The following is a 23,773-nucleotide window of genomic DNA, read 5'->3' as shown; positions in this document are numbered from 1 at the left end:
CGAGCCTGCGTGGATCACTTGGAATAACGTCGAATGGCTTCGAGAAGCTCTTCGACGCCCTTGGCGCGCTCTTCGTCGCTCAGCGCCGGATTCGCTACATGCTCCCTGGCGTGATCTTCGACGATTTCCTCCATCAGGCCGTTGATAGCTCCGCGCGTGGCGGCCACGAGGTGAAGTGTTTTTGCACAGTCGTGATCTGACTCAAGAGCGCGCTCTACCGCCTGGATCTGGCCTGCAATGCGCTTCACACGTTTGAGCAGATCGGCTTTGTTTGATGCTGTATGGCTCATAGGATACCCCCCTTACCTATGCAAAGAATTACACACCCAATCCTTCCATGCAATGCGGGCTGAAGCTGGTTTCCATTCATGCGCGGCACACCCCACCTAAGTGCTGAGTCCGCACGTACCAATCGCGTATTCAGACATTTCGCGAAGTGAATTACATCTGTATATTCGAATCTCCGAATATACGGCTGAGCATGCTATGGATTTCTCCCCGGTAACCCTCTTCAAATGCTTAGGCGACGAGACTCGAACCCGCATCATGCTCATGCTGACCGCGCAGGGTGAGCTATGCGTGCTGCGAACTTATCTGGGCGCTGGGGCGACAATCAACCGAAGGTTTCCCGCCACCTAGCCCAGTTGCGCACCTGTGGACTGCTTGAGGATCGCCGGCAAGGACAATGGATCTACTACCGCCTTCATCCTCAATTGCCAGCCTGGGTCCGAGAGGTGCTTAAGGTAACCCTTAAAGCCAATCACGGCTGGGTTGATCGAGACTCCAGTAGGCTCGAATCCATGCAAGACCGTCCTGTGCGGCAAGCCGCTTGCTGCTGACCCTTGCCATCGTCCTCAAACATCTCGATCGCGTGCCCTGCGAATGAGCYTTCACGCTTAGGATCAATGCATGAAAGTTCTGTTTATGTGTACTGGCCAATAGCTGCCGTAGCGTGCTCTCTGAAGGCTTGTTCAACCACCTTGCGCCTGAAGGAATGACGGCGGTCAGCTCTGGCAGCTTTCCCAGCGGACGTTTAAATCCCTGCGCAGTGAGTACCTTGCAAAGGCTAGGCGTCGATACTTCGACGCTCTACAGCAAGGGATCGGAAAGTTTCCAGGACAACCCGCCTGATATCGTTATCACCGTCTGCGACAAGGCCGGGGGCGAGCCATGCCCGGTATACTTCGGACCCGCCCTCAAAAGCCACTGGGGCCTGTCTGACCCCTCGGACGTCCATGGCACCAATGAGGAGGTCCAAGCCGCGTTTGACGCCACGGTGGAGAATATCCGCCGGCGCTTCGATGCCTTTTTCGCGCTTGATTTCAACGCTCTCCGGCCCCACGGAGCTAAAGCGCGGTCTTGATGAGATAGGCGCGCTGTGATGAACAATTCGATAGAGACAGATCCGAGCGATTTTCCAAGCCTAGATGTATCGCTTTTGAACATCCCCGCCCAGGATCAACTCGCCGAGGGCGAGCCACCGGCACATAGGCCAAGAATCCTGCTGCTCTACGGCTCCACTCGGGAGCGCTCTTTTAGCCGGTTGCTGACCCAGGAAGCGGCCCGGATCCTGGAGCTTATGGGCGCAGAGACCGTGATCTTCGATCCGTCCGGTCTACCCCTGCCCGATGACGCACCGGTGGAGCATCCCAAGGTGCAGGAGCTAAGGAACCTGGTGATGTGGTCGGAAGGCCAGGTGTGGTGTTCTCCTGAACGCCATGGCTCGATGTCTGCAGTGTTCAAGGCTCAGATTGATTGGATTCCCCTGGCACTGGGCGCGGTACGCCCTTCGCAAGGCAAGACCTTGGCGTTGATGCAGGTCTGCGGAGGCTCGCAGTCTTTCAACACGGTCAACCAACTGCGAATTTTAGGCCGTTGGATGCGCATGGTCACCATCCCCAATCAATCCTCCGTACCCAAGGCCTTTCTGGAGTTCGATGAGGCTGGCCGCATGAAGCCTTCCAGTTACTACGACCGAATGGTTGATGTCATGGAGGAATTGATGAAATTCACCCTGCTTATTCGCGGCCGTGAGGCGTTCTTGGTAGACCGGCTACTCCGAGCGTAAGGAAAGCGCCGAGGCGCTTTCCCTGCGCGTGAATCAGCAGTCCGTCTGAGCAGGCTATAAACCCCAAGGAGTTTGAAATGAGCGCCAGCAGCATGGTCAGGATCGCGTCCATTTCGGATGCCGCTGCCATCCAGGGTATCTACGGCCCGATGGTGGAGCGCACCTCCATTTCCTTTGAGCTGGAACCGCCGACCGTAGAAGAGATGGCGCATCGCATCGAATCAACCCTGGCCCAAATACCCGTACCTGGTTGCGGAGCGCGAGGGTCTAGTGGTGGGCTATGCCTACGCCAGCCAGCACAGGGCCAGAGAAGCTTACCAATGGTCAGTGGACGTGACCGTATATGTGGCTCCTGAAGCGCATCGTAGCGGCATCGCCCGCGCGCTGTACGCACGCCTGATTCCGGTCCTGGAACGCCAGGGATTTCACACCGCTTATGCCGGTATCGCGGCTCCCAAATGAGGGAAGCGTAGGGCTACATGAAGCGCTAGGTTTCGAGCACTTGGGCACTTATACCGAAGTCGGCTTCAAGCAGGGCAAATGGCATGACGTCGGGTACTGGCGCAAGCGTTTGAACAGTGCAACATCCCCTGGGCCAATTGTTCCGTTTAGCCAGCTTATCGAGGCAAGGTAGGCTGGAAATCACTTCATTTTATAGAGTGGCCGCACATGAAATTTATAAGCCTTACTACCGCTGGACGGCGCGCTGTCGCAGCCATGGCACTGGCTGTCGCGTCAGTGGCACAAGCCGCTCCTGCGCACGTGATCGACGTTTACCGGGACCCCAATTGCGGATGCTGTTCCAAGTGGATTGCTTACCTGCGGGACAATGGCTTCACGGTCAATGACCATCTGGAAGAAAACATGAGCCCGGTGAAGGCCAAGCTGGGTGTGCCTGAGAAATTGATGTCATGTCACACCGGTGTGGGTGAACGGCAAGTTCATCGAGGGGCATGTCCCGGTGCAACAGATCGCTGAGCTTGAACGCCGGACCGACCTGGTCGGCGTGGCGGCACCTGGCATGCCTATGGGCTCACCAGGTATGGAAACAGGGCACAAAAGCGCTTATCAGGTCATCGGACTGAAAAAGACCGGCGAGCAGGAGGTGGTGGCTGACTACCTGTCGCAGTGACTCTTCTCCATACCCACTGAGCTTGTGCTGGCTTAGTGGGACGACAGCTGCGCCTATAGCTGATGTGAGGGTACCGGCCGATTTAGCGAAAAAGTTATTCGCTTGATCCGGTACTGCTTTGCAGCAAGTGGTCTTCATAGAGCTAACAAAGCAATGGTAGATAGCCTTTGCCTTCCCTTACAAAAATGTAATGAAACTTGAGAAACTCGCAGCGCATGGATCAGTCGGACTTACTGCGTCTTCGAAAAGAAGGCATCGAGTCCAAAGTGTAAATCGACCGTCAACCCCGGAGATTACCTCATGAACAGTGGATATGATGACTACATTTTAGAGTGCCTACGCTGTGCGATGGCATGTGAAAGCTGTGCTTCGGCCTGCTTGCAAGAGCACGATGTTCAAATGATGGCGAAATGCATAAAGCTGGATAGGGATTGTGCAGATTTGTGCAGACTCGCGGCGACCTTGATGGCTCGCCAAAGTCCTCTGGCCAAAGAATTTTGCGTCCTGTGCGCAAAAGCGTGCACAGCCTGCGCAGACGAGTGCGGCCACCACGAGGCCGATCACTGCCAGCATTGCGCTCAGGCTTGCCATGCCTGTGCTCAGGCCTGTGAGGCGGTGGCAGCCTAAGTCAACTTCTGGCCAGGAAGGCAGAGTACAAGCCGCTGCGAGGCTGTATGATCTTGATATTGCCCTAGCGAAGTCATGAATGGTGACAGCGCACAAACGTTAGGGTAAAGGCTGTTCGGCAGCTAGTTGACGTGCACGAGATAGTGCCGCCATGTGCTTGCATCAAGGACCGGGCAATCGCTAGACCCAGCCCCGCATTCCCGGCGCCTTCTCGCCGCGCCGGGTCCACTCGGTAGAACCGATCAAAGATGCGGTCCAGGTGCTGCGGGGCTATTTCGGGGCCAGGGTTTTCCACCCGAAGCTCTACCCGTCCGCCATGGTCGTGGATACTGACCTCAATCGTCGCCCCGGACGGCGTGTAGCGCAGGGCATTGGACAACAGATTCGACACGACACGGTCGATCATCACGCTGTCCGCGAAGATCGAGGCGTTGCCTGATGCTTGGAGCTGAATCCCCTTGTCCTCGGCCAGAAACTCGTAATAGCCGAACAGCTTGCTGACGACTGTTCTCAGATCCAGTTCAGCAGACTCCGGCACGATTAGCCCGTTATCGGACTTGGCCAGGAACAGCATCGCGTCGATGATTTCCGAAAGACGATTGAGCTCTTCCAGGTTGGAACTCAAATTCTCTTCGTACACCTCGGGCGCACGCTTTTTGGCCAGGATAACTTCGGTGTGGGTCCGCAGGTTGCTGATCGGTGTACGGAGCTCGTGCGCAATGTCAGCAGAGAAATTCGATAGGCGCACAAAGGAATCGTCCAGGCGGCCAAGCATTGAGTTGAACGCGGTGATGAGCTCACGCAACTCATCCGGCACCGGCTCCAAGGGAATCCGCTCCTTCAGCGAGCCTGCAGACATCGACGCAGCGGTCTGGGTCACCCTGGCTACCGGGCGCAGTCCGTTCTTGGCGACCAGCCACCCTAGGGCAGCGCTCAACACCGTACTGGCCAATAGAACGCCCCAGAACCAGCGTTCGAGCATGGCAAAGAAGTGCATATGCGTGGTCACATCCAGGACAAGCCAGGCGGTCAGCGGTGGGCTGGCAGTGGGTAGCGATATCGAGGCGGTCAGGGCCCTGAACATGCGGCCTTCGTTCTCCCACTCCCAGACGCCATCGCGCTGGGTGGCCTGCGCGAGCGACGGCGCCGCTGATTGGGGAGGTTCTGCAAAAAAAGGCGTCCCATCGGTCTTCAGAAATACAGCACTGAGATCGGGATGTGCCCCCAGGAGGGTGTGCCAGCGCGCCTTGAGCAGTTCCGGGTTTGCGCCTGATTCCTTCGCGATCTGGTTAATCGCTTCCAGCTTTTCTCCCAGCGCTTGCGCATCCAGGGCGCGAAAGTGGTGACGGCTCAGCTCGTTGAAGGCAACGCCCACGATCATGAGGACGACGGCGACCGCGACCACAAACAAAAGGCTCAAGCGCAGGGTGAGTGAGCCAGGCTTCATCCTTCGTCCTGCGCGTCTAGCATGTAACCCATCCCCCGGCAGGTATGCAGCAGTTTTGCCTCGAAGTCATCGTCAATCTTGGCCCTCAACCGCCGTATCGCCACCTCGATAACATTTGTGTCGCTGTCGAAATTCATGTCCCAGACCTGGGAAGCTATCAGCGATTTGGACAACACCTCACCTTGCCGGCGCATCAGTAACTCCAGCAGTGCGAACTCTTTGGCCGTAAGGTCGATTCGCTTGCCGCCCCGAGTCGCCCGACGCTTGAGCAAATCCACCTGAAGGTCTCCGATTTGCAGGCTTGTTTGAACCGGCAGGCTGCTGCTGCCGCGCCGTAGCAGTGTTCGCACCCGTGCCAGCAGTTCTGAAAAAGCAAATGGCTTAACCAGGTAATCATCGGCGCCCAGCTCCAGGCCCTTGACCCGGTCGTCTACCCCGTCGCGTGCGGTCAGAAACAGCACCGGTACGGACTGGCCAGCGGTGCGAAGGCGTCTGATGACTTCCCAGCCATCCAGGCCCGGCATCATCACGTCAAGAATCAACAGGTCATAGGCTTCATTGAGCGCCTGGTCAACGGCATCTGTGCCTGTGACCACGCGGTCCACATTGAAGCCGGCCTCCCGCAGGCCTTGCTGCAGATAGATTCCAGTCTTCGGTTCGTCTTCGGCTACCAACAGTTTCATGACAGCGATCTCATTTGCAGATGGGTTTAGTCTGCCAACAAACCGATAGGTGTGGTGCCACCTTACACAAATGTAATCGGCCAATCAGGTGCACGTCAGCTGCCAAGGGCTAGTCTGGGCTCAGCTCTCTTCAAAGACCTCCGCTCCTTGGTCTCCGGCGCCTGTCCAGGCGCCGTTTCTTTTGCAAAGAACCGTCTTAGGAAAGCCTGAACCTAAGGGAAGGACAGGAATCAGGCAAGCTCAGCGGGATAGCCTTTTTCCTGAATTGCTTCGAGCAGGGCCTGCGCTGGCTGGCGGCTTTGAACCTGTACGGTACGGCTTTCCAAGTCCACATCGACCGTGGCCTCACTGTCCAAAGCCGTGACCGCTGCGGTGATCGATTTGACACAATGACCGCAATTCATGCCTTGCACGTTGAACTGATACATAGCGTGTCTCCAAATCATGGGGGGCAGCGCTACTTTCAACGTTGACATGAGGTCAAGGTCAAGCCTCTTCTGTTCTTAAGCGTTAGGCGCGGTTGGAGGTTGACCTTTACATGAGGTCAAGGTTGATCCTCTACTCATTGATAGCGAGGAATCCGCCATGGCTGAATTTAATCTACCTATCCAAGGGATGACCTGCGCCGCGTGTGCCGGTCGCGTGGAGCGTGCGCTGAAGAAAGTGGCCGGCGTACAGGAAGCCAGTGTGAATCTGGCCAACGAGCAAGCCCGAATTGAAGCGCCGCAGGACGCCATGCCGGCTTTACGTGAGGCGATTACCCGCGCCGGCTACGGGGTCCCGGACGAAACCCTCGTATTGAGCATCACCGGCATGACCTGTGCCAGTTGCGTTAACCGTGTCGAACGGGCCTTGCGCAAAGTGCCCGGCGTGGGCGAGGTCAGCGTCAATCTGGCCACCGAACAGGCCCATGTCACTGCCATAGCAGGCACGTCTGTGCAGGCCTTGATCGCCGCCGTAAGGAACGCGGGCTACCAGGCTCAACCTCCCACTACCAAGGTCCCAGCCGCTGAAAATACTCGACTCACACAGGAGCGCTGGGCGTTGATCGCAGCCTTGCTGCTGGCCGCTCCGCTCGTGCTGCCCATGCTGCTGCAACCGTTAGGCATTCACATCATGTTGCCGGTGTGGCTTCAGTTCGCTTTGGCCACACCGGTGCAATTCCTGCTCGGTGCCCGTTTTTACCGCGCAGCCTGGAAAGCGCTACGGGCCCGCACTGGCAATATGGATTTACTCGTCGCCCTGGGGACCAGCGCTGCTTATGGCTTGAGCGTCTACCAAGCCGTGACCGCTGTGCCCGGCCAGTTCCCCCACCTTTATCTAGAAGCTGCAGCTGTCGTGATTGGCCTGGTCCGTCTGGGCAAATACCTTGAAAGCCGAGCTAAGCGGCAGACCGGTGAAGCCATACGTGCGCTTCAGGGGTTGAGGCCCGAGCGCGCCCTACGTCTGGAAGCTGATGGCCGTGAGCAGGAGGTTGCGGTGGCTGACTTACGCCTGAAAGAACGTGTACGGGTCAGGCCCGGCGAGCGCATCCCGGTGGACGGCCTCATTGAGACAGGCGACAGCTATGCGGACGAAGCCCTGATCAGTGGCGAGAGCCGACCGGTGGCCAAACAAGCCGGCGACAAGGTCATTGGTGGCTCCATCAACGGTGAAGGCACGCTGATCGTTCAGGTCACAGCCCTTGGGGGAGAGAGCGTACTGGCGCGGATCATTCGTCTGGTTGAAGACGCACAGGCGGCCAAGGCACCCATCCAACGCCTGGTGGACAAGGTTAGCGAAATTTTTGTGCCGGTGGTGCTCGGCATTGCCCTGTTAACGCTTGTGGGCTGGCTGCTGGCAGGGAGCGACTGGGAGACGGCGCTGATCAACGCGGTAGCCGTACTGGTCATTGCCTGCCCTTGTGCCTTGGGCTTGGCCACTCCAACTGCAATCATGGCAGGCACCGGCGTTGCGGCACGTCACGGCATCCTGATCAAGGATGCACAAACCCTGGAAGTCGCCCATGCCGTGCAAGCGGTGGCCTTTGACAAAACCGGTACCCTCACCTCAGGGGAGCCCCATCTGGTGCATATGGCGGTAGCTTCGATCCCCGAAGCGGAAGCCTTGGCGCTGGCGGGCCGCTTGCAACGAGGTAGTGAACATCCCCTGGGTCGTGCTGTTCTGGCGGCCTGTAGTGAACGCGGCCTTGATACCCCAATGGCTGACAGCGTCCGTGCGCTGCCTGGTCGTGGCGTCCAAGGCTCTGTCGAAGGCCGGCAGCTTGCCTTGGGCAATGGCCGATGGCTTGAAGAGCTAGGGCTCGAACCAGGCGCGTTAGCTGAACACGCTCAGCTATGGGACGCCGAAGGCCGGACCTTGTCCTGGTTGATCGAGCTGGGCGCTGCGCCCAGGGTGCTGGCCTTGCTCGCGTTTGGCGATGCGCTTAAGCCTGGCGCCCAGCAGGCTGTAGCGGCCTTGGCAGCACGTCAGATCAGCAGCCACTTGATTACCGGGGATACCTGGAGCAGTGCCCGGCAGATCGCTGCTCAGACGGGTATTGAGAACATTCATGCCCAGGTACTGCCGGCCGAAAAGGCGGCCGTCGTTGCAGGTCTCAAGGCGAAAGGCACACGGGTGGCCATGGTCGGCGACGGTATCAATGATGCTCCCGCCCTGGCGGCCGCCGATGTCGGCATTGCCATGGGCAGCGGTACCGATGTGGCCATGCATGCCGCCGGAATCACCCTACTGCGCAGTGATCCACGACTTGTACCGGCAGCGCTGGATATCGCCCGGTGCACCCACCGCAAAATCCGCCAAAATCTGTTCTGGGCCTTCGTTTATAACGTGATTGGCATCCCATTGGCAGCGTTCGGCCTCCTCGATCCGGTTTTTGCCGGCGCAGCCATGGCCTTTTCAAGCGTAAGCGTGGTCAGCAATGCCTTGCTGCTCAAACGCTGGCAACCGGCATTGGAGGACATACCTTGAACATCAGCCAAGCTGCACACGCCAGTGGGCTGACGCCCAAGATGCTGCGCTATTACGAAAGTATTGGTTTGCTTGAGCCTGCCATACGAACAGCAAGCGGTTATCGCCAGTACCGGCCTGCCGATTTGAATACCCTGGCTTTTCTCAAACGTGCTCGAGACCTGGGCTTTTCCTTGGAGGAAGTCGGCACCCTGCTCGAACTGCAACGCGACCGACACCGTGCCAGTGCCGACGTAAAAGCGCTGGCCAATGCTCATGTGCAGGACTTGAACCGCAAAATCGAGGAGTTCATCAGCCTGCGCGATACGCTGCAGGCCTTGATCAATGAATGCCAGGGCAATAACGATTCTACCTGCGCCATTCTCGACTCGTTGGCCGGAGTCAAGGGCAAATAGCGCAAAGTGCCGATGTCAGACCAGCCAGCGTGTTAAGCCAGGCGCCCTGCAGTTGCGGTACCTACGAATCAGGGTACCGTCAGGTACTCAGATCTTCAGTCGTCGTCGCGCTCGAATACGGTGAGCCTGGAGGAGGAAATAGCATGTTGGAATCAGTAGCATCGATAGCAGCGGTGCGGTAAGCATACCCCCTATCATCGGTGCTGCTATGCGCTTCATGATCTCCGAACCGGCCCCTGACCCCCAGAGTATGGGCAGCAGCCCCGCGATGATCACGGCTACCGTCATCGCCTTGGGCCTCACCCTGAGCACTGCGCCTTCCTTGATAGCTTCTGTCAAATCCTGCTCGGTTCCATGTCCTGCTGCGAGGCGGGGCGACCAGGCGCTGCGCAGGTACACCAGCATGATGACGCCAAACTCGGCAGAAACGCCGGCAAGGGCGATGAAGCCCACGCCTGTAGCGATGGACAGGTTATAACCCAGGACATACAACAGCCAGATCCCACCGGACAACGCAAAAGGCAGCGTTGCCATGATGAGTACCGCCTCGCTGGCCGTACCGAAGGTGAAGTACAGCAACACGAAAATGATCGCCAGTGTAGCCGGTATCACCCACAGCAGGCGCTGGTTTGCCCGCTCTAGGTACTCGAACTGACCCGAGTACGAGACAGTGAGGCCGGGGGCGAGTTGGACCCGGGATGCTATCTGTGTCTGAAGCTCTTTCACTGTCGTGGCAAGGTCGCGCCCACGCACGTCCACATAGACCCAACCCGAAAGCCGGCCATTTTCGCTACGCAGCATCGGTGGGCCGTCGGTGATGCTGACATCTGCCACCATCGATAGGGTAATTTGCTGGCCGCTGCTGGTGACGACGGGGAGCCCTTTTAGCGCCTGTGCCGTATCTCGCCATTCGCGTCCGTAGCGCAGGTTTATAGGGTATCTGGCGAGCCCCTCTACGACTTCGCCGATGTTGCTTCCGCCAATGGCACCGGAAACCACTGCCTGCACATCACTGATATTCATGCCATAACGCGCTGCGGCCTGGCGATTGATACGTACGTCTACGTAGCGTCCTCCTGTCAGCCGTTCCGCCAGTGCGGATTGGACGCCGGCGACTTGCTTGGCCACGGCCTCGATCTGTTGAGTTGCCTGGTCTATCTGCGCAAGCGAGGTGCCCGCGACCTTGATCCCTACCGGGCTTTTAACGCCCGTGGCAAGCATGTCGATGCGGTTGCGAATGGGGGGCACCCAAATGTTCGAAAGGCCTGGGACCTGTACCGCCTTGTCCAGCGCCTCGATCAGCTTTTCAGGGGTCATCCCGGCTCGCCATTGCTCCTTGGGCTTGAACCGTACAGTAGTCTCGAACATTTCCAACGGCGCCGGATCGGTAGCTGAATCCGCACGTCCCGCCTTGCCGAATACCCGATCCACTTCAGGAACTGTGAGGATCATTCGGTCAGTAAGTTGGAGTAGCTGGCTCGCCTTGCTGGCCGATAAACCAGGCAAGGCCGATGGCATGTACAGCAAATCGCCTTCATCCATTTGAGGAAGAAATTCTCCCCCTAGTCGGCTTAAAGGCCAAAGCGTCGAGAGAAACACCAGGGCGGCGATAAGCAAGGTGAGTTTTGGCCACGCCAGAACCGTGTCGATTGCCGGGCGGTACACCGCGATCAGCCCGCGGTTGAGAGGGTTCTGATGCTCGGATGGAATCCTTCCCCGGATCCAGTAACCCATCAGCACGGGGACCAGCGTCACCGAGAGCCCTGCCGCGCCTGCCATTGCATAGGTCTTGGTGAAGGCCAAGGGCCCAAATAGCTTGCCTTCCTGGGCCTGCAGCGTAAAAACAGGCAAGAAAGACAACGTAATCACCAGCAGGCTGAAAAACACAGCCGGCCCGATCTCGGCAGCGGCTTGAGCGATTACGTGCCAGTGAGCCTGGCCTGCCAGCGGCTCCCCAGGATGCTGCTGCTGCCACGCTTCGATGTGTTTGTGCGCATTTTCGATCATCACTACTGCAGCATCGACCATCGCTCCGATGGCGATCGCAATCCCCCCCAGTGACATGATGTTGGCATTGACGCCCTGGTAGTGCATCACAAGAAAGGCAACCAAGATGCCCAGGGGCAAGGTCACGATGGCCACCAGCGAGGAACGTACGTGCCAGAGGAAGACTAGGCAGATCAGCGCGACCACCCCAAATTCTTCAAGCAGCTTGAAACCCAGATTGCTGACGGCGCGATCGATAAGCTGTGAGCGGTCATAGGTCGTGACTATTTCAACCCCAGCCGGCAGGCTGCTGCGCAAGTTTTCTAGCTTCTCCCTAACGGCAATCAGGGTATCGCGTGCATTCTTGCCGGAGCGCAAAAGAATGACCCCGCCCACAACCTCACCTCTGCCGTCCAGCTCAGCAACGCCGCGCCGCATTTCAGGCCCAAGCTGGATATTGGCAACTTGCCCGAGCAACACCGGGATGCCATTGCGAGAGGTCCGAAGAGGAATGTTGTTGAAGTCCTCCAGGCTTTCCAGATAGCCGGACGCCCTGACCATGTACTCCCTTTCGGCCATCTCCAATACCGCACCACCCGCTTCCTGGTTGGCGCCCTGGATGGCCTGGGTCACTTCCTGTTGGGTTACTCCGTACGCTGCCAGCTTCAGGGGATCGAGTACCACCTGGTACTGTTTGACCATGCCGCCGATTGTCGCGACTTCAGCCACGTTAGGGAGGGACTTGAGCTCGTACCGAAGGAACCAGTCCTGGATCGACCGTAACTGAGCGAGGTCATGGCTACCCGAGCGGTCAACGAGCGCATATTGGTAAATCCAACCCACGCCCGTTGCATCAGGCCCCAGACTAGGCGTAACGCCTTTTGGCATGCGCGCCTGCGCTTGGCTGAGGTACTCCAACACCCTTGATCGCGCCCAGTACAGGTCAGTCCCGTCTTCAAAGAGCACATAGACAAACGAGTCGCCAAAGAACGAGTAACCTCGGACCGTCCTTGCGCCTGGCACCGAAAGCATCATCGTGGTCAGAGGGTAGGTCACCTGATTCTCCACAAGCTGTGGAGCCTGACCGGGATAGCTGGTTCGAATGATGACTTGGGTATCAGACAAATCAGGCAGCGCGTCCAGTGGTGTGTTGCGCACGGCCCAGAGCCCTGCGGCTACCACGACGAGCGTAGCTAGCAACACCAGGAATCGGTTGGCGATAGACCAGTAGATCAGCCGGCGAATCATTGGCCAGTCTCCTGCTTGGAGAGCTGTTCAACGATAAGCCCAGCGTCGCTTTGGGAAATTCCAATGGCGACGTGATCACCCACCTTGAGCCCTTTAGCCACGTCCGGCCTCGCCAGTGGGAAGGTCATGGTCATGCCGGGCATGCCAAGACTTTGGAACGGGCCATGGGCCAGTGTGACGGTCTCGCTGTCCAGGTCAATGATCTGACCCGTACTTGTGTGCCATTGCGCTCCCTCTGAGGGGCCCTCACGCGCGAGCAGGCCTTGGAGGCTCGCTTCCGAATCAAGCAGAAATTGCCCTGAACTGACTACCTCATCTCCTTCGGCCAGGCCCTTGACGATTTCTGCTTGTCCCCCAGATTCTTTGCCCAGTTCGACCACCTGCGGTCGATATCGCCCCTCGGGTAACGCAACCATGACGAAGGACCGCTTACCGCTGCGGATTACGGCTTCGCTCGGGGCTAGGAGTACAGAGGGCTGCTCTTCACCCTGCAGGCGAACCTGAGCGTACATGCCTGGACGAAGCTTCCCGTTTGCATTGGGTAGTTCAGCGCGCACCGTGACCGTCCGCGTTGCGCTGTCAGCGGAGGGCAACATGGCAATGATCTTTCCCTGTATAGCTTGGCCAGGCCAGGCGACGAAAAAGGCAGAAATGGGGTTGCCCACCGCCACACTGGATGTCAGAGCCTCAGGTACGGAGATGTCCAGCCATACCCTCGAAAGCCCATTGATCCGAGCCAGGTCCTGGCCTTTGGAGATAGCCATTCCGGCCTTGGCGTCGAGGGTCAGCAGCTCACCGGCGATGGGCATCACGATAGTTTGTACGGCAGCCGCTCGGCCGGTGCGGTCTACAGCTGCAATGGTGGATCCGGGCATTCCCAGCAAGCGAAGGCGTTCTTTCGCAGCGGCAGTGAGCTGAGAGTCTCCGGTCTGTTTTACAGCCAGGTATTCAAGCTGCGCAGCGGACCACTGAGGGATGAGCAGGTCTACAAGCGGTGTGCCGGCGGCTAATACGTCGCCCGGAGCCCGGCCGTAGACCTTATCAACGTAGGCGTCGGCACGGGCCTGGACCGTGGCCAGCTCCCGCTGGCTGTATCCCAAAGTGCCGGCGGCATCAATGCTTGATGGCAATGCCCCGCGTTGCACCCGCACGGTTCGAACACCCAGGCTTTGCACTGTTCCTGCCGCCAGTCCCAAGGATGTTGACGCTTGCTCATCGGCGTATTTTGGAACCAGGGCCATGTCCATGAACGGCGATCGACCGGGCTTATCAAAATGCTGGTCTGGCTTCATGGGGTCATACCAATACAGCGCGTTGCGCGCTTGGGTCGTGGTAGTGCCAGGTTCGACAGCTGTCGATTCGCTTGCCGTGCCGAGCCAAAAGCCAAGCAGAGCCCCCACGCCTACCAGGCAGGCGGCGGACAACGTACCCATCACGTATGAGCCCTTCATTGCGCGCCCTCCGCGTAGGCAAAGAAGAGTTTGGCGGTCAGAACCGACAGCTCTTCCTCCAACCCGACCTTGCGCAAAGTCGCTTCAATCAGCTGCCGGCGCGCAGAAACGACCGTGCCGATGTCAGCGCTGCCAGCCTTGTAAGCCACCATTTCCAAGGAGAACCTACGCTGGGCCAGCGGTATAGCGCTCTCGGTGCTTCGCCTGAGTACCGCACGTAAGCGATCCTGTTCAGCCAGCCCCGATTCCAACTCCATCTGGTGACTGCGTAACATCACTTCCTGTTCTTGCTCCATGCGCGAGAGGTTCTTTTCCCTTGATGTGATTCGCGGCCCTTGCCTGGCCCCGGTGAACAGTGGAAGGTCGAACGTCACCTGTAGGCTGACCATATCGCCGAATCGCTTGTCGCGGTTGCCATAACCAAGCTCCACGCCCCAGTCGGGCTTTTTCTCGGCGACTGCTTCGCCCAGCTCGGCCTTGGCCTCACCGACCCGAGCGGCGGCGGCCTGGATATCGGGATGATGGGCCAGACCATGCTGGCTATGAGTAGCTGACCACTCCAATACAGGCGCCGACCCAGCCAAGGGCTGGTCACCTTGCGCACCCAGGAACTGGCGCAATTGTGCCCTGGCGCCGGCTACACCACTGATCAGCTGATCGCGCCTGTCTTCAAGGTCCAACGTCTCTTGTTCGAGCGCCACGGCGTCAGCAGGCTTTGCTGTTCCCCCGGCAATTAGCGCAGGTACCGTGGAGCGTTGTAGGTTGAGCTGTTTCAACAGGTCATCAAAAGCGGAAAAGCGTTGCTGAGCATAAAAGAGCCTCAGCCAACTGGCGGCAACGTCCTGCTTGACCTTGATCAGAGCCTGGCGCTGCTCGGCTTGCGCAAGCTCAGCGAAGGCTTCAGCCGAATGGCGCCGTGCACGGCGCTTGTCGCTGTTAGGAACTTCTTGCATAACCCCGATCCGACGCATCGTCATTGAGTCGTCGTCCAATGAGTAGCGCTGCTGCCCTTCTACGGGCAAGTTATCGATGCCCAGAAAGAGCTTGGGATTAGGTAGCGCATCAGCGGGGCGAATGGCGGCATTTGCCGACGCGACCTGAGCGGCCCTGGCTAGATTTTCAGGGGCCATTGTCTCTGCCAGCTTCAGCGCATAATCGAAAGTAAGGGCGTCAGCCAGGGCCGGCTGGGCCGCAGTTACAAGTAGCAAGAGTGCAAGCGCGCTAGATATGCCAGCGGCAAAAGCGGGACGAACAGGCATGACCTGCCTCCATGCGAAACCAATGTATACGCAGACCCGGCGGTATTGCGCCGTTGGTAATGCGCTCGGACAAAGGAATTACACGAAGCGTGGTGGACGCCAAGGCGTAGCGAAGGCCTCTTGAGGCGCTGGCCTAGCTACGCAGGCGTGAACTGGCAGGGGGCCCGGCTTTGGGATTTGTAGGATGAACAGGCTGATCAGAGAGCTGGTTTTGCAATCCTGTCCCCATTTGCATGGCGCTGTCTGGCTATCCTTGACCTTTTTCTCCATATCCGCACACGGTGTCTGAGCGCGCTTTTGGACTACTTGCATTGGACATGGCTCCGCTGGCAGCGGCCCGCCACCCTGGCCATAAGCGGGGAGAAGAAGACTTAGAATAAGCGCAAGTACAAAAACCACGCGAGCCATAGGATTCCATGAAGCGGGCCAAACCATTGGCTGTCACCGAGGCTGATTATAGAGCGAAACGCTTGCTGGGCCAGCTATAGCGCGCCTTGCTTACAGCATTGTAATGGGGTCTAGGCAGCTTCGAAGATATCCTTGAAGGATTCCATTCCAGGTGACTATTCCAGCAGCCCCTTGCCAAAGGGCCTGGCTTCAATCAGGAGCAACGATGAAAAGAAAGACGATCATGACCTTGGCGGCCCTGCTTATCGCGAGTACCGCTCAGGCGGCGGAGACGCTTGAGGTCGATGTCCACCGTGATGCCAATTGCGGGTGCTGCAAAGGCTGGATCAAGCACCTGGAGGCTGAGCGCTTCACCGTAAATGACCAGGTGGAGCAAGACATGACTGCTGTGAAGGGGCAGCTTGGTGTGCCGCAGGGACTGCGCTCGTGCCATACCGCTGTCATCAACGGGCGCTTCGTGGAAGGGCATGTGCCGGCAGAACAGCTCAAAGCGCTGAACACGCGTACAGACCTAGTGGGGATTGCGGTCCCAGGCATGCCGCCGGGTTCTCCGGGCATGGAGCAGGGCACTGCCCGGCACGCTTACAAGGTCATCGGGGTAACTGTTGCCGGACAGCAGGAAACGGTCGCAGCGTACGATGCCAGGCCTTAAAGGGTTCCATACAAGCCACTCCGCAAGAGGAGTCGCCTGGCTCTTCTTAGCATCTGAGCCAGGCTTAATGCACAGCCAGTAGCGCAAACTATTGCATCGCCATCTCCACCTCCGGGCTGAGCGTACCCAGCCAGGCGATCAGCCCAAGAACAACCACCGCTGCAGCAAGCTCTGTGGCCATACTCCAACGCAAGGCCTTGGCGGCCCCGGTGTAGTCCCCGTGCCCAATGGAATGCTCAAGGTGAGGGCTGAGCCGAAAGCGGTTCAACGAGGCCAAACCAATCATTGCCGTAAACAGCACCAGTTTAGCCATCAGCAACCACCCGTACGTGGTATCAGCCAGGCTGTCCAACTGGGGGCCAACGATGAACAGGTAGTTGACTATCCCTGTGACCAGGATGGTCGCGACGATGACACCACCTGCTGATTCAAAGCCGGTTAGCGTCCGCGCCAGGATCTTCACAGAACCGTGGTTATCTACCTTTTTAGCTCGCAGCAGTAAGGCAAAGGCCACCAGAGCACCCTACCCAGCCGCCTGCGGCAAACAAATGCACGATGTCGGTCGCAAAATGCCAGAAACGGCGACTTCCTTCATCCATAGCACCGTGGCCCGTCCAGGCCAGTGTGGCCAAGGCAACCCCGCTGAGTGCTGTGACCACCCAAAGACTGCCTGTCGGGCTGCGGCTGGTTAGCAGACCAGCGACCGGCTATCATGGCAAGGGCCCGCCATGCGTACGTTCCAGGAAAAACCCACTTCGGTTTCTGCCAGCATCATTTTGAGATGAGGGAAAAGCTCCTCCCACTCAGTAGCACCACTCATTGCCTTAGTCATCTGCAACAGCGCGGCAAGGGACAGCAACGCTCCCAGCACGGCTGTCCCGGTGAGTAATAGCTTGAAGTTCAGCACCGCGCCTGACTGGCGCTCCGTTCCCCTCAAGCTGTACAGGCCGAAAAGGGCCAAGCCAAACAACACCATCAGGTCGGGTATAAAGCGCAAAACGAAGCGGCGATGCTGAGTGGATCGGCCATGCTTATTTCACCTTGAAGGTGACGTTGCCTGTAATGGGATGGGTATCGGACGAGACCGCGCGCGCATTCCACCTTATAGCTGCCCGTCGTGAGCGGCGACGCTGGGGGTAATGACCATCGTCTTAGGATCGCTGCCAGCGGCCACGCTTGCTTTTACCGACATAGGGGAATTAGGCATGCGCAGGCATGTCCGTCATGATCAGCTTGGCACCGGAAAACTGGGTGACCAAGTTTTTCCGAGAAATGAAGCTCGACCTTCTCCGGCGCAGCACCATCAGCCCCTTGCGCAGGCGTGTGGAAGACACAAGCTTCGGATGGGCTTGAGCCAGGGCGCTTGCCAGCATGCCGGGCAGGCAAGAAGGGTGGGCGAATACCTGTGGACTTCCAAGAGAGACATAAAAACGGCTCCTCACAGGCGGATGGCTGTTCGATTGGGGTAGATTACTGGGTGAATGTAGCGGTTAGAGACCACAGGCGCACGCCGAGAACCAGGCGGGCTTCACTACGATCCTCACCCTCGTCGCGGGCATAATCGGCCGTGTTCCCATATGACCGGTTCCAGGTCACACCAATGTAGGGGGCAAACTCGCGGCGGATTTCGTAGCGCAGTCGTACGCCGACTTCACTCTCGGCCAGACCCGCACCGGTACCCCTCTGTGGGTCATTCTTGCCGTAGAAATTGACCTCGGCAGTAGGCTGCAGGATGAGTCGATTGGTCAGAAGGATGTCGTAGTCACCTTCAAGGCGCATGGCTGTTTGGCCGCCTTCGCCAATAAAGACCGTAGCCTCGGCTTCGAAGTTGTACAGCGCCAGGCCTTGAAGACCAAAAGCGGCCCAGGTCTGCGGATCTCCTGGCTTGAAATCCTGGCGAACGCCTGTCACAACATCCCACCAGGGGCCAACAGCATGGCCCCAGAGGGCCTGAACTTCCGCTTCTTCGGTTTTGCCATTGAGCCGCTCACCTTCCGAGCGCACCCACAGTCTGTCGATGTCGCCACCAGCCCAACCGGTGAAATCCCAGTTCAGCGCGCTGCCGCCGTCAGCGTCCTGCCATTCAAGCTGATCGAACAGGAGCATGTAGTTGATCGACTCATCATGCACCGTGTGGCCCGCGTCCGATTTATAGACGGCGGCGCGGTCCGCTGCGTTAATCGCGGGGATGGGCGTACGGCTCTGAGTCGGAGCAGGCTTTTGGGGGGACGAGGCCATGCTCGTCATGGAGTCATCCATACCCTGCATCTGGCTGTGGTCCATACCCTGCATCTGGCTATGATCCATCCCCTGCATCTGGCTATGATCCATCCCCTGCATGGTGTCTTCCGCTGCCGCATAGGCAAATGGGGCCAGCATCAGGCTCGTTGTGATCGCCAGACGCTTCCCATTGCGGGCTAGTAATGTGTCCATACCTGTCATTCCTCTACCCGGACTTCACGGAACATGCCCATCTCCATGTGGAACAGGAGATGGCAGTGATAGGCCCAACGGCCAAGCGCATCCGCGGTGACTCGATAACTGCGTTTGGAGCCAGGAGGCATGTCAATCGTGTGCTTGCGCACCATGAAGTTGCCGTTCTCGTCCTCGAGGTCGCTCCACATCCCGTGCAGGTGAATGGGGTGGGTCATCATGGTGTCGTTTACCAGTACCACGCGCACTCGCTCGCCATATTTCAATCGCAGGGGCTCAGCATCAGCGAACTTGACCCCATTGAATGACCAGGCGAATTTTTCCATATGGCCTGTCAGGTGCAGCTCGATTGTTCGCCCGGGCTCTCGGCCGTCCGGGTCTTCAAAGGTGCTTCGCAAATCAGAATACGTAAGCACCCGACGACCGTTATTGCGCAGGCCTAATCCGGGATCATCCAATTTAGGCGTAGGACTCATGGCCTGCATGTCAACCAACGGGTTGTCCTTCTCGGTAGCCGGGTGGGCTTGCATCGGCATGTCACCCATGCCTGACATCCCCGCCATGCCGGCCATGTCTCCCATGGACCCGTGGTCCATGCCTGACATTTTGCTATGGTCCATGCCCTGCGTCTGCCCGCCGTCCATGCCCTGCATGGGTGCGCCAGACATACTGTCCATGCCCTTGTCCCCTGCGCCCATTGCGCCGTGGTCCATTCCCTCCATGCCTTGCATGCTGCCCATGTCGCCCATCGAACCGTGATCCATACCGCCCATACCCATGTCCGCCATGGTCACCAGTGGTCGAGGATCAAGGGGCGGTACGGGCGCTAAGAGGCCTTCACGAACCGCCAGGGTGCCGCGCGCGAAACCAGTACGGTCCATCGACTGAGCAAACAAGGTGTACGCCTGCTCGGTAGGCTCAACAATGACGTCATAGGTCTCGGCCACCGCGATGCGCAGCTCGTCAACGGTGACAGGCTTCACGTACTGTCCATCCGAGGCGACCACCGTCATTTTCAGGCCAGGGATACGCATGTCGAAATACGTCATGGAGGAACCATTGATAAAGCGAAGCCGAATCTTTTCACCTGGACGGAAAACGCCCGTCCAGTTCGTGTTCGGCGCGTGGCCATTCAGGAGATAGGTGTAGGTAGCCCCGCTCACATCGGCCAGGTCAGTGGGGTTCATCTTCATTTCAGCCCACATTTTTCGGTCAGCCATGGTCGCTGACCAGCCTTGCTTGTGGACGTCCTCGATAAAATCGCCAACCGTGCGCTTGTTGTAGTTGTAGTAATCCGATTGTTTTTTCAGCTTTCGCATCAACGAAGCGGGGTCTTCGTCAGTCCAATCGGTCAGCATCACTACATAGTCGCGGTCATACGCAAAAGGCTCGGGATCCTTGGCTTCAATCACTAATGGCCCATAAACGCCAGCCTGCTCTTGGAAACCGGAATGGCTGTGGTACCAGTAAGTGCCATTCTGCTTGACGTGGATTTTATAAACGTACATCCCGTCCGGCTCGATGCCGGCGAAGCTTAGTCCTGGTACACCATCCATATTGGGGGGCAAAATAATACCGTGCCAATGGATCGATGTGTGATCGCGCAGCTTGTTGCGCACCCTAAGGGTTACAGTATCGCCTTCTTTCCAGCGCAATAGGGGCCCCGGAAGCCCACCGTTAATAACCATTGCCGTACGCGGTTTGCCGGTGATGTTTACAGGCATCTCACCGATTGAAAGATCAAAATCAGTGCCGGTAAGCGTGTTCAGTTGACTAGGCCCTGAAAGCGCCCACGACGGGTTTCGCCAGAGACCCAGGCCACCTAGAACCCCCATGGCCGTCAGGCCCTTGACGAAAGTGCGTCGCGACGTTTTCGATTGCATATTTCTGCCTGATAGTTGGAAAAATCTACTGCGGTTGCGCTTGAAAACAATACTTGAACGAATTCGTCTCAAAGAGTGGCACAGCCTAACCAACACGGCGATTACATTTCTGTAAGCTTGCCAAGGAGGTTAGCAGTGCTTTGGCTTCGCTTCTGGACCTTCTTGCGCCACTTCAGTTGCCTCCTGCGAAGCGGCTTTTGCGTTGTAGGCTGACATAGCCGTTTCACGGGCTTCGGCCATGCGAGCAGACAAACGGTCACCCCCACCTTCGGCAAGTGCCAAGGAAGATGCGCCCAGCGCGAGGGTAACGAGAAGAATTTTGGCAGCGTTCATAAGTAAATCCTCAGTTTTAGGTACCCGGTAAAGGGTTGGCCCATTCAGGTGGAGCGCGTTTGGCGCTGAGGTAAATACTAAGGGCCTGTACCTTTCAGGTAGCTGAGGGGAAGATTACAGTTTGGACAGCTACTCTCGGCGCGCTTGGCAGACTGAAATGGATAGTCGCCTTCAACGGCTGCGCTTTTGTTCCCGTAAACCTTACAGAAATGTAATCGTGGTAAACCCTACCAGTGTCGTTTTCTGAGCTACCCTTCGGAAGACATAGGATTTTTTTTACTGTTGAAGCCGGTAAAAACATCAATAAAATAACGTTCCCAAGAGGTCTACTATGCTTAATGAATATCTAAGGGGTGTCACTATTACAAGCATTCTTTTATTAGGTTCCGTCTCTTTGTCGTACGCTGACAACAATGATTCACATGCTGCGTTCAGTGAAAGAAACGGTACTAATAGCACGGCCCCATCTACGATGGGTGGAGATGCGTCCACCGCATACATGCAGGCGATGGAGAAGATGAACAAAGGGATGATGAGTGGTATGGCGTCTGACCCATCGAAAAGCTGGGCTCAGATGATGGTCGAGCATCATCAAGGCGCCATCGACATGTCCAAGATTGTGCTTAAAAATACTCAAGACCCTGCTATTAAACAGATGGCTGAAAAAACTATACAAGAGCAAAGTAAAAGTATTGCGGAACTAAAATCTTGGCTAAGCAAAAACTGATGCGACAGGTTTGTGTCTATCCAACCCCAACTGCACAATGACTGCACATGTAGCTGGTGCCACCGTCAACTTTAGTAAAATAAATGCACGTGTAGAGTTCCCATGAAATGAGCAGCAAGCTCCTAACCACCTTCGCAGCAAAAAACCGCCCCGTTAAGGCGGTTTTTTGCCCTGCTGCGCTGTAAGGAGGCTGACACGGTCATGCTGCGGGTAGGCAACCTACTCAATGCTGCCGCCTCTACTTCTACCTCCAGACACTGGCACATCATCATCCTGCCGCAGAAAATTGACGGTATACCAGGGCTGAGCTTCGCGGTCATCGAGCCGTCCGGCGTGTACGTGTGCCGGTTCAAGGTCCAACAGAATGGAACATACTGGTATCACAGCGACTCCGGGTTCTAGGAGCAGGTGTGTGTATAGCTCTGGTCATTGAGGCGAAAGAGCTCACGCCTTTCAAGTACGATCGTGTCTACACTCCACAAGCGCACAGTCGGTGACTTCGTCAAAGATGAGGCTGATGAAGCACGATCACGGCGATGGAACTGCCAATCGACGTCGCCCCTTCGGCAAATTCCACCCTTGAATCATTAGTAGAAAATCCCGTGGCGCCGTGCCGAGCGTGTTTGAAGACCCGGTGCCGAACCAACAGAACAGCGCTCCCGCAGTACTGGTAATTCGATGCACTGATAGAGAATTTCCGCTGCGGTGCAATAAGAAGAAAGTTGCGGTCAGAAGGGCTATCAACGTTGCGGAGCCGAGCGTAACCCGTACCGACTGCGAACCATGAAGTCCGACATGGTAGTGCCGGCTGCGCTGGGATTTCAGGTGGAAAAGCGGTGTGGCTAGCGGAGCCACAGCGATGCTATCTCGGCACCACTGGTGTCGAATTAGCTGGTTAATACTTCACCTTGTAGGTCGGTGAGTCCTCAGGCCTGTTCTCCCGGCGATCATAGATCTTGGTTGTGCTGATATTGGCGTGACCCAGCCAGGCCTGGACCTTGGCGATATCGGCTTCATGCTCCAGGGCGTTGGTGGCGGCGGTGGCTCGTAGTCCGTGGACTCCTAGACCGTCGACCTGAATCCCGGCTTTCTTCGCGTAAGCCGCCACCACCATATAGATGCCGTTGGCTGTGATGCCGGCACCGGTTAGCTTGCCGCGCAACGGTATGAACAGCGGTACCTTCCTGTCCGCCCAATGATGCCCTGAGCTTTCCAGGTACTGATGGATGCGCCCGGCCGCCACCGGGTGCAGCGGCAGATACCGCACCTTGCCGCCCTTGCCGTGTACCTTCAGATGCTGAATCCCACGGCGATCCTGGATGTCGCTCACCTGCAGCAGCGCCGCTTCTTCGCGGCGCAGCCCGTGATAAAGAAGAACAGCCAATAGCGCCCGATCACGCAGCCCTTTAAGGGTCGATTCATCCGGGGCTTCGAGTAGCGCTTTGGCCTGGTGATCGCCCAATGCCGGAGTCTTGCCTTCGTTGCTTTCGATCTTCGGGCGTTTCACGCCGTGCACGGGATTGCCCCCGGCGATCGCATTGCTCTCCAGGAGGTGATCAAAGAGGCTGGCCAGCGCCGCCAATTTGCGCCGGATTGTGGCGCCCGCCAGACCGCGATGCTCGAGCTGAGCGCGCCAAGCCAAAACATGTGATCGGGTGACGACGCGAAATTCATCGGCCGAAGCCAATCCGACAAAACCGCAGAAGTCTTCCAGGTCATTTTGGTAGGCACGTCGTGTCCGAGGATTGTCCAGGTTGGCAAACCACTCGACCGCGGCCGGAACTTGGGCCAGCGTCTGAAATTCGACCGACGTGAGCCGACGCTGATCATTCTGATGGGCGCTGGTCAGTTCCTGCATATATTTCTCATCATTGGCTCACTGGCGATCGTTGGCCATGTCTTTGGTCACGAAAGCAACGTCAAATATGGAAGCCGCCTTCGAAACCGATAAACGGCAATAATTGGTGATAACGTATTTTATCACCACTTTAAGAGCGGTTTTCGAATGATCGTCTGAAATCCTGCATGAAAAAGGCTAAGCGACGAAAAGCGAACAAATGGACTACAAGAG

At 57.5% G+C, this 23,773-nt stretch carries 18 protein-coding genes and 7 pseudogenes; 11 read left to right on the top strand and 14 right to left on the bottom strand.

The genetic code is table 11. The annotated features are described in order from the left end of the window. Positions 1-14 precede the first annotated feature (14 nt). Positions 15-290 (bottom strand): metal/formaldehyde-sensitive transcriptional repressor, encoded by a 276-nt coding sequence (locus PCPL58_RS00305; protein WP_065348571.1) that lies wholly within the window; start codon positions 288-290, stop codon positions 15-17. A gap of 196 nt (positions 291-486) precedes the next feature. Between PCPL58_RS00305 and PCPL58_RS00300 the strand changes: the two are divergent. From PCPL58_RS00300 to PCPL58_RS28550, 6 genes and pseudogenes are all read left to right on the top strand, one after another. Next, a pseudogene (locus PCPL58_RS00300) lies at positions 487-839 on the top strand (metalloregulator ArsR/SmtB family transcription factor). 70 nt (positions 840-909) lie between these two features. Continuing rightward, positions 910-1,382 (top strand): annotated as a pseudogene (locus tag PCPL58_RS00295) (arsenate reductase ArsC). Beyond that, positions 1,382-2,117: pseudogene (arsH, locus tag PCPL58_RS00290) on the top strand (arsenical resistance protein ArsH). Before PCPL58_RS00295 ends, arsH begins: the two co-directional pseudogenes overlap by 1 nt. A 28-nt stretch (positions 2,118-2,145) precedes the next feature. Beyond that, positions 2,146-2,702 (top strand): annotated as a pseudogene (locus tag PCPL58_RS00285) (arsinothricin resistance N-acetyltransferase ArsN1 family B). A gap of 35 nt (positions 2,703-2,737) precedes the next feature. Further along, positions 2,738-3,200 (top strand): annotated as a pseudogene (locus tag PCPL58_RS00280) (DUF411 domain-containing protein). Between the two features lie 300 nt (positions 3,201-3,500). Further along, entirely contained in the window at positions 3,501-3,827 is a 327-nt protein-coding gene (locus tag PCPL58_RS28550) for a four-helix bundle copper-binding protein (protein WP_083188266.1), read from the top strand. 73 nt (positions 3,828-3,900) lie between these two features. On the opposite strand, the gene PCPL58_RS00275 is transcribed toward PCPL58_RS28550, so the two are convergent. From PCPL58_RS00275 to PCPL58_RS00265, 3 genes are all read right to left on the bottom strand, one after another. Beyond that, the gene (locus tag PCPL58_RS00275; protein ID WP_065348570.1) at positions 3,901-5,274 is read right to left on the bottom strand and encodes a heavy metal sensor histidine kinase; all 1,374 of its coding nucleotides are present in this window, start codon (positions 5,272-5,274) and stop codon (positions 3,901-3,903) included. After that, positions 5,271-5,957, bottom strand: a complete 687-nt coding sequence (locus tag PCPL58_RS00270; protein ID WP_005782521.1) for a heavy metal response regulator transcription factor — start codon at positions 5,955-5,957, stop codon at positions 5,271-5,273. Before PCPL58_RS00270 ends, PCPL58_RS00275 begins: the two co-directional genes overlap by 4 nt. 230 nt (positions 5,958-6,187) lie before the next feature. After that, positions 6,188-6,385, bottom strand: a complete 198-nt coding sequence (locus PCPL58_RS00265; protein ID WP_005782520.1) for a heavy-metal-associated domain-containing protein — start codon at positions 6,383-6,385, stop codon at positions 6,188-6,190. Positions 6,386-6,542: 157 nt separating this feature from the next. Between PCPL58_RS00265 and PCPL58_RS00260 the strand changes: the two genes are divergently transcribed. Then, on the top strand, positions 6,543-8,927 hold the full coding sequence (locus PCPL58_RS00260; RefSeq protein ID WP_065348569.1) for a heavy metal translocating P-type ATPase: 2,385 nt from the start codon (positions 6,543-6,545) through the stop codon (positions 8,925-8,927). Next, on the top strand, positions 8,924-9,322 hold the full coding sequence (gene cueR / locus PCPL58_RS00255) for a Cu(I)-responsive transcriptional regulator (RefSeq protein ID WP_005782518.1): 399 nt from the start codon (positions 8,924-8,926) through the stop codon (positions 9,320-9,322). Before PCPL58_RS00260 ends, cueR begins: the two co-directional genes overlap by 4 nt. Before the next feature lie 87 nt (positions 9,323-9,409). Here cueR and PCPL58_RS00250 read toward each other — a convergent pair whose 3' ends face one another. From PCPL58_RS00250 to PCPL58_RS00240, 3 genes are read right to left on the bottom strand one after another with little or no spacing between them, the layout of a single operon-like run. Then, entirely contained in the window at positions 9,410-12,556 is a 3,147-nt protein-coding gene (locus tag PCPL58_RS00250) for an efflux RND transporter permease subunit (RefSeq protein ID WP_065348568.1), read from the bottom strand. Next, positions 12,553-14,007: an efflux RND transporter periplasmic adaptor subunit gene (locus tag PCPL58_RS00245; protein WP_005782516.1), complete on the bottom strand. Its 1,455-nt coding sequence runs from the start codon at positions 14,005-14,007 to the stop codon at positions 12,553-12,555. Before PCPL58_RS00245 ends, PCPL58_RS00250 begins: the two co-directional genes overlap by 4 nt. After that, positions 14,004-15,266 (bottom strand): TolC family protein, encoded by a 1,263-nt coding sequence (locus PCPL58_RS00240; protein WP_005782515.1) that lies wholly within the window; start codon positions 15,264-15,266, stop codon positions 14,004-14,006. Before PCPL58_RS00240 ends, PCPL58_RS00245 begins: the two co-directional genes overlap by 4 nt. Before the next feature lie 613 nt (positions 15,267-15,879). Between PCPL58_RS00240 and PCPL58_RS00235 the strand changes: the two genes are divergently transcribed. Continuing rightward, positions 15,880-16,326, top strand: a complete 447-nt coding sequence (locus PCPL58_RS00235; protein ID WP_005782514.1) for a DUF411 domain-containing protein — start codon at positions 15,880-15,882, stop codon at positions 16,324-16,326. 88 nt (positions 16,327-16,414) lie between these two features. Here PCPL58_RS00235 and PCPL58_RS32485 read toward each other — a convergent pair whose 3' ends face one another. The 6 genes and pseudogenes from PCPL58_RS32485 to PCPL58_RS00210 all read right to left on the bottom strand — a co-directional run bounded on the left by PCPL58_RS32485 (position 16,415) and on the right by PCPL58_RS00210 (position 20,975). Continuing rightward, positions 16,415-16,840 (bottom strand): CopD family protein, encoded by a 426-nt coding sequence (locus PCPL58_RS32485; RefSeq protein ID WP_414860598.1) that lies wholly within the window; start codon positions 16,838-16,840, stop codon positions 16,415-16,417. Between the two features lie 174 nt (positions 16,841-17,014). After that, a complete protein-coding gene (locus PCPL58_RS32480; protein WP_414860597.1) occupies positions 17,015-17,287 on the bottom strand; it encodes a hypothetical protein in 273 nt (90 codons plus the stop codon). A gap of 70 nt (positions 17,288-17,357) precedes the next feature. Beyond that, positions 17,358-17,699, bottom strand: a pseudogene (gene copC, locus PCPL58_RS00225) (copper homeostasis periplasmic binding protein CopC). Positions 17,700-17,796: 97 nt separating this feature from the next. Beyond that, a complete protein-coding gene (locus PCPL58_RS00220) occupies positions 17,797-18,759 on the bottom strand; it encodes a copper resistance protein B (protein ID WP_065348567.1) in 963 nt (320 codons plus the stop codon). Positions 18,760-18,764: 5 nt separating this feature from the next. Continuing rightward, entirely contained in the window at positions 18,765-20,642 is a 1,878-nt protein-coding gene (locus PCPL58_RS00215; protein ID WP_005782505.1) for a copper resistance system multicopper oxidase, read from the bottom strand. Between the two features lie 129 nt (positions 20,643-20,771). Then, entirely contained in the window at positions 20,772-20,975 is a 204-nt protein-coding gene (locus PCPL58_RS00210) for a co-regulatory protein PtrA N-terminal domain-containing protein (protein ID WP_005782502.1), read from the bottom strand. Between the two features lie 331 nt (positions 20,976-21,306). Between PCPL58_RS00210 and PCPL58_RS00205 the strand changes: the two genes are divergently transcribed. Both PCPL58_RS00205 and PCPL58_RS00200 read left to right on the top strand, forming a co-directional pair. Further along, on the top strand, positions 21,307-21,702 hold the full coding sequence (locus tag PCPL58_RS00205; RefSeq protein ID WP_065348566.1) for a DUF305 domain-containing protein: 396 nt from the start codon (positions 21,307-21,309) through the stop codon (positions 21,700-21,702). Positions 21,703-21,873: 171 nt separating this feature from the next. Then, a pseudogene (locus PCPL58_RS00200) lies at positions 21,874-22,175 on the top strand (multicopper oxidase domain-containing protein); the annotation flags it as partial. Between the two features lie 422 nt (positions 22,176-22,597). On the opposite strand, the gene PCPL58_RS00195 reads toward PCPL58_RS00200, so the two are convergent. Then, positions 22,598-23,560: a tyrosine-type recombinase/integrase gene (locus PCPL58_RS00195; RefSeq protein WP_065348565.1), complete on the bottom strand. Its 963-nt coding sequence runs from the start codon at positions 23,558-23,560 to the stop codon at positions 22,598-22,600. Positions 23,561-23,773 lie beyond the last annotated feature (213 nt).

Origin of the sequence: Pseudomonas cerasi, from assembly GCF_900074915.1 — a bacterium.
GTDB lineage: Bacteria > Pseudomonadota > Gammaproteobacteria > Pseudomonadales > Pseudomonadaceae > Aquipseudomonas > Aquipseudomonas cerasi.
Note: the sequence above shows the minus strand (reverse complement) of the source record. Positions and strands in the feature narration are given on the sequence as shown.

Bases quoted from the DNA above. Each gene is read 5' to 3' on its own strand.
- PCPL58_RS00305 (WP_065348571.1), bottom strand. From the start codon at position 290: ATGAGCCATACAGCATCAAACAAAGCCGATCTGCTCAAACGTGTGAAG.
- PCPL58_RS28550 (WP_083188266.1), top strand. From the start codon at position 3,501: ATGAACAGTGGATATGATGACTACATTTTAGAGTGCCTACGCTGTGCG.
- PCPL58_RS00275 (WP_065348570.1), bottom strand. From the start codon at position 5,274: ATGAAGCCTGGCTCACTCACCCTGCGCTTGAGCCTTTTGTTTGTGGTC.
- PCPL58_RS00270 (WP_005782521.1), bottom strand. From the start codon at position 5,957: ATGAAACTGTTGGTAGCCGAAGACGAACCGAAGACTGGAATCTATCTG.
- PCPL58_RS00265 (WP_005782520.1), bottom strand. From the start codon at position 6,385: ATGTATCAGTTCAACGTGCAAGGCATGAATTGCGGTCATTGTGTCAAA.
- PCPL58_RS00260 (WP_065348569.1), top strand. From the start codon at position 6,543: ATGGCTGAATTTAATCTACCTATCCAAGGGATGACCTGCGCCGCGTGT.
- PCPL58_RS00250 (WP_065348568.1), bottom strand. From the start codon at position 12,556: ATGATTCGCCGGCTGATCTACTGGTCTATCGCCAACCGATTCCTGGTG.
- PCPL58_RS00245 (WP_005782516.1), bottom strand. From the start codon at position 14,007: ATGAAGGGCTCATACGTGATGGGTACGTTGTCCGCCGCCTGCCTGGTA.
- PCPL58_RS00240 (WP_005782515.1), bottom strand. From the start codon at position 15,266: ATGCCTGTTCGTCCCGCTTTTGCCGCTGGCATATCTAGCGCGCTTGCA.
- PCPL58_RS00235 (WP_005782514.1), top strand. From the start codon at position 15,880: ATGAAAAGAAAGACGATCATGACCTTGGCGGCCCTGCTTATCGCGAGT.
- PCPL58_RS00220 (WP_065348567.1), bottom strand. From the start codon at position 18,759: ATGGACACATTACTAGCCCGCAATGGGAAGCGTCTGGCGATCACAACG.
- PCPL58_RS00215 (WP_005782505.1), bottom strand. From the start codon at position 20,642: ATGCAATCGAAAACGTCGCGACGCACTTTCGTCAAGGGCCTGACGGCC.
- PCPL58_RS00210 (WP_005782502.1), bottom strand. From the start codon at position 20,975: ATGAACGCTGCCAAAATTCTTCTCGTTACCCTCGCGCTGGGCGCATCT.
- PCPL58_RS00205 (WP_065348566.1), top strand. From the start codon at position 21,307: ATGCTTAATGAATATCTAAGGGGTGTCACTATTACAAGCATTCTTTTA.
- PCPL58_RS00195 (WP_065348565.1), bottom strand. From the start codon at position 23,560: ATGCAGGAACTGACCAGCGCCCATCAGAATGATCAGCGTCGGCTCACG.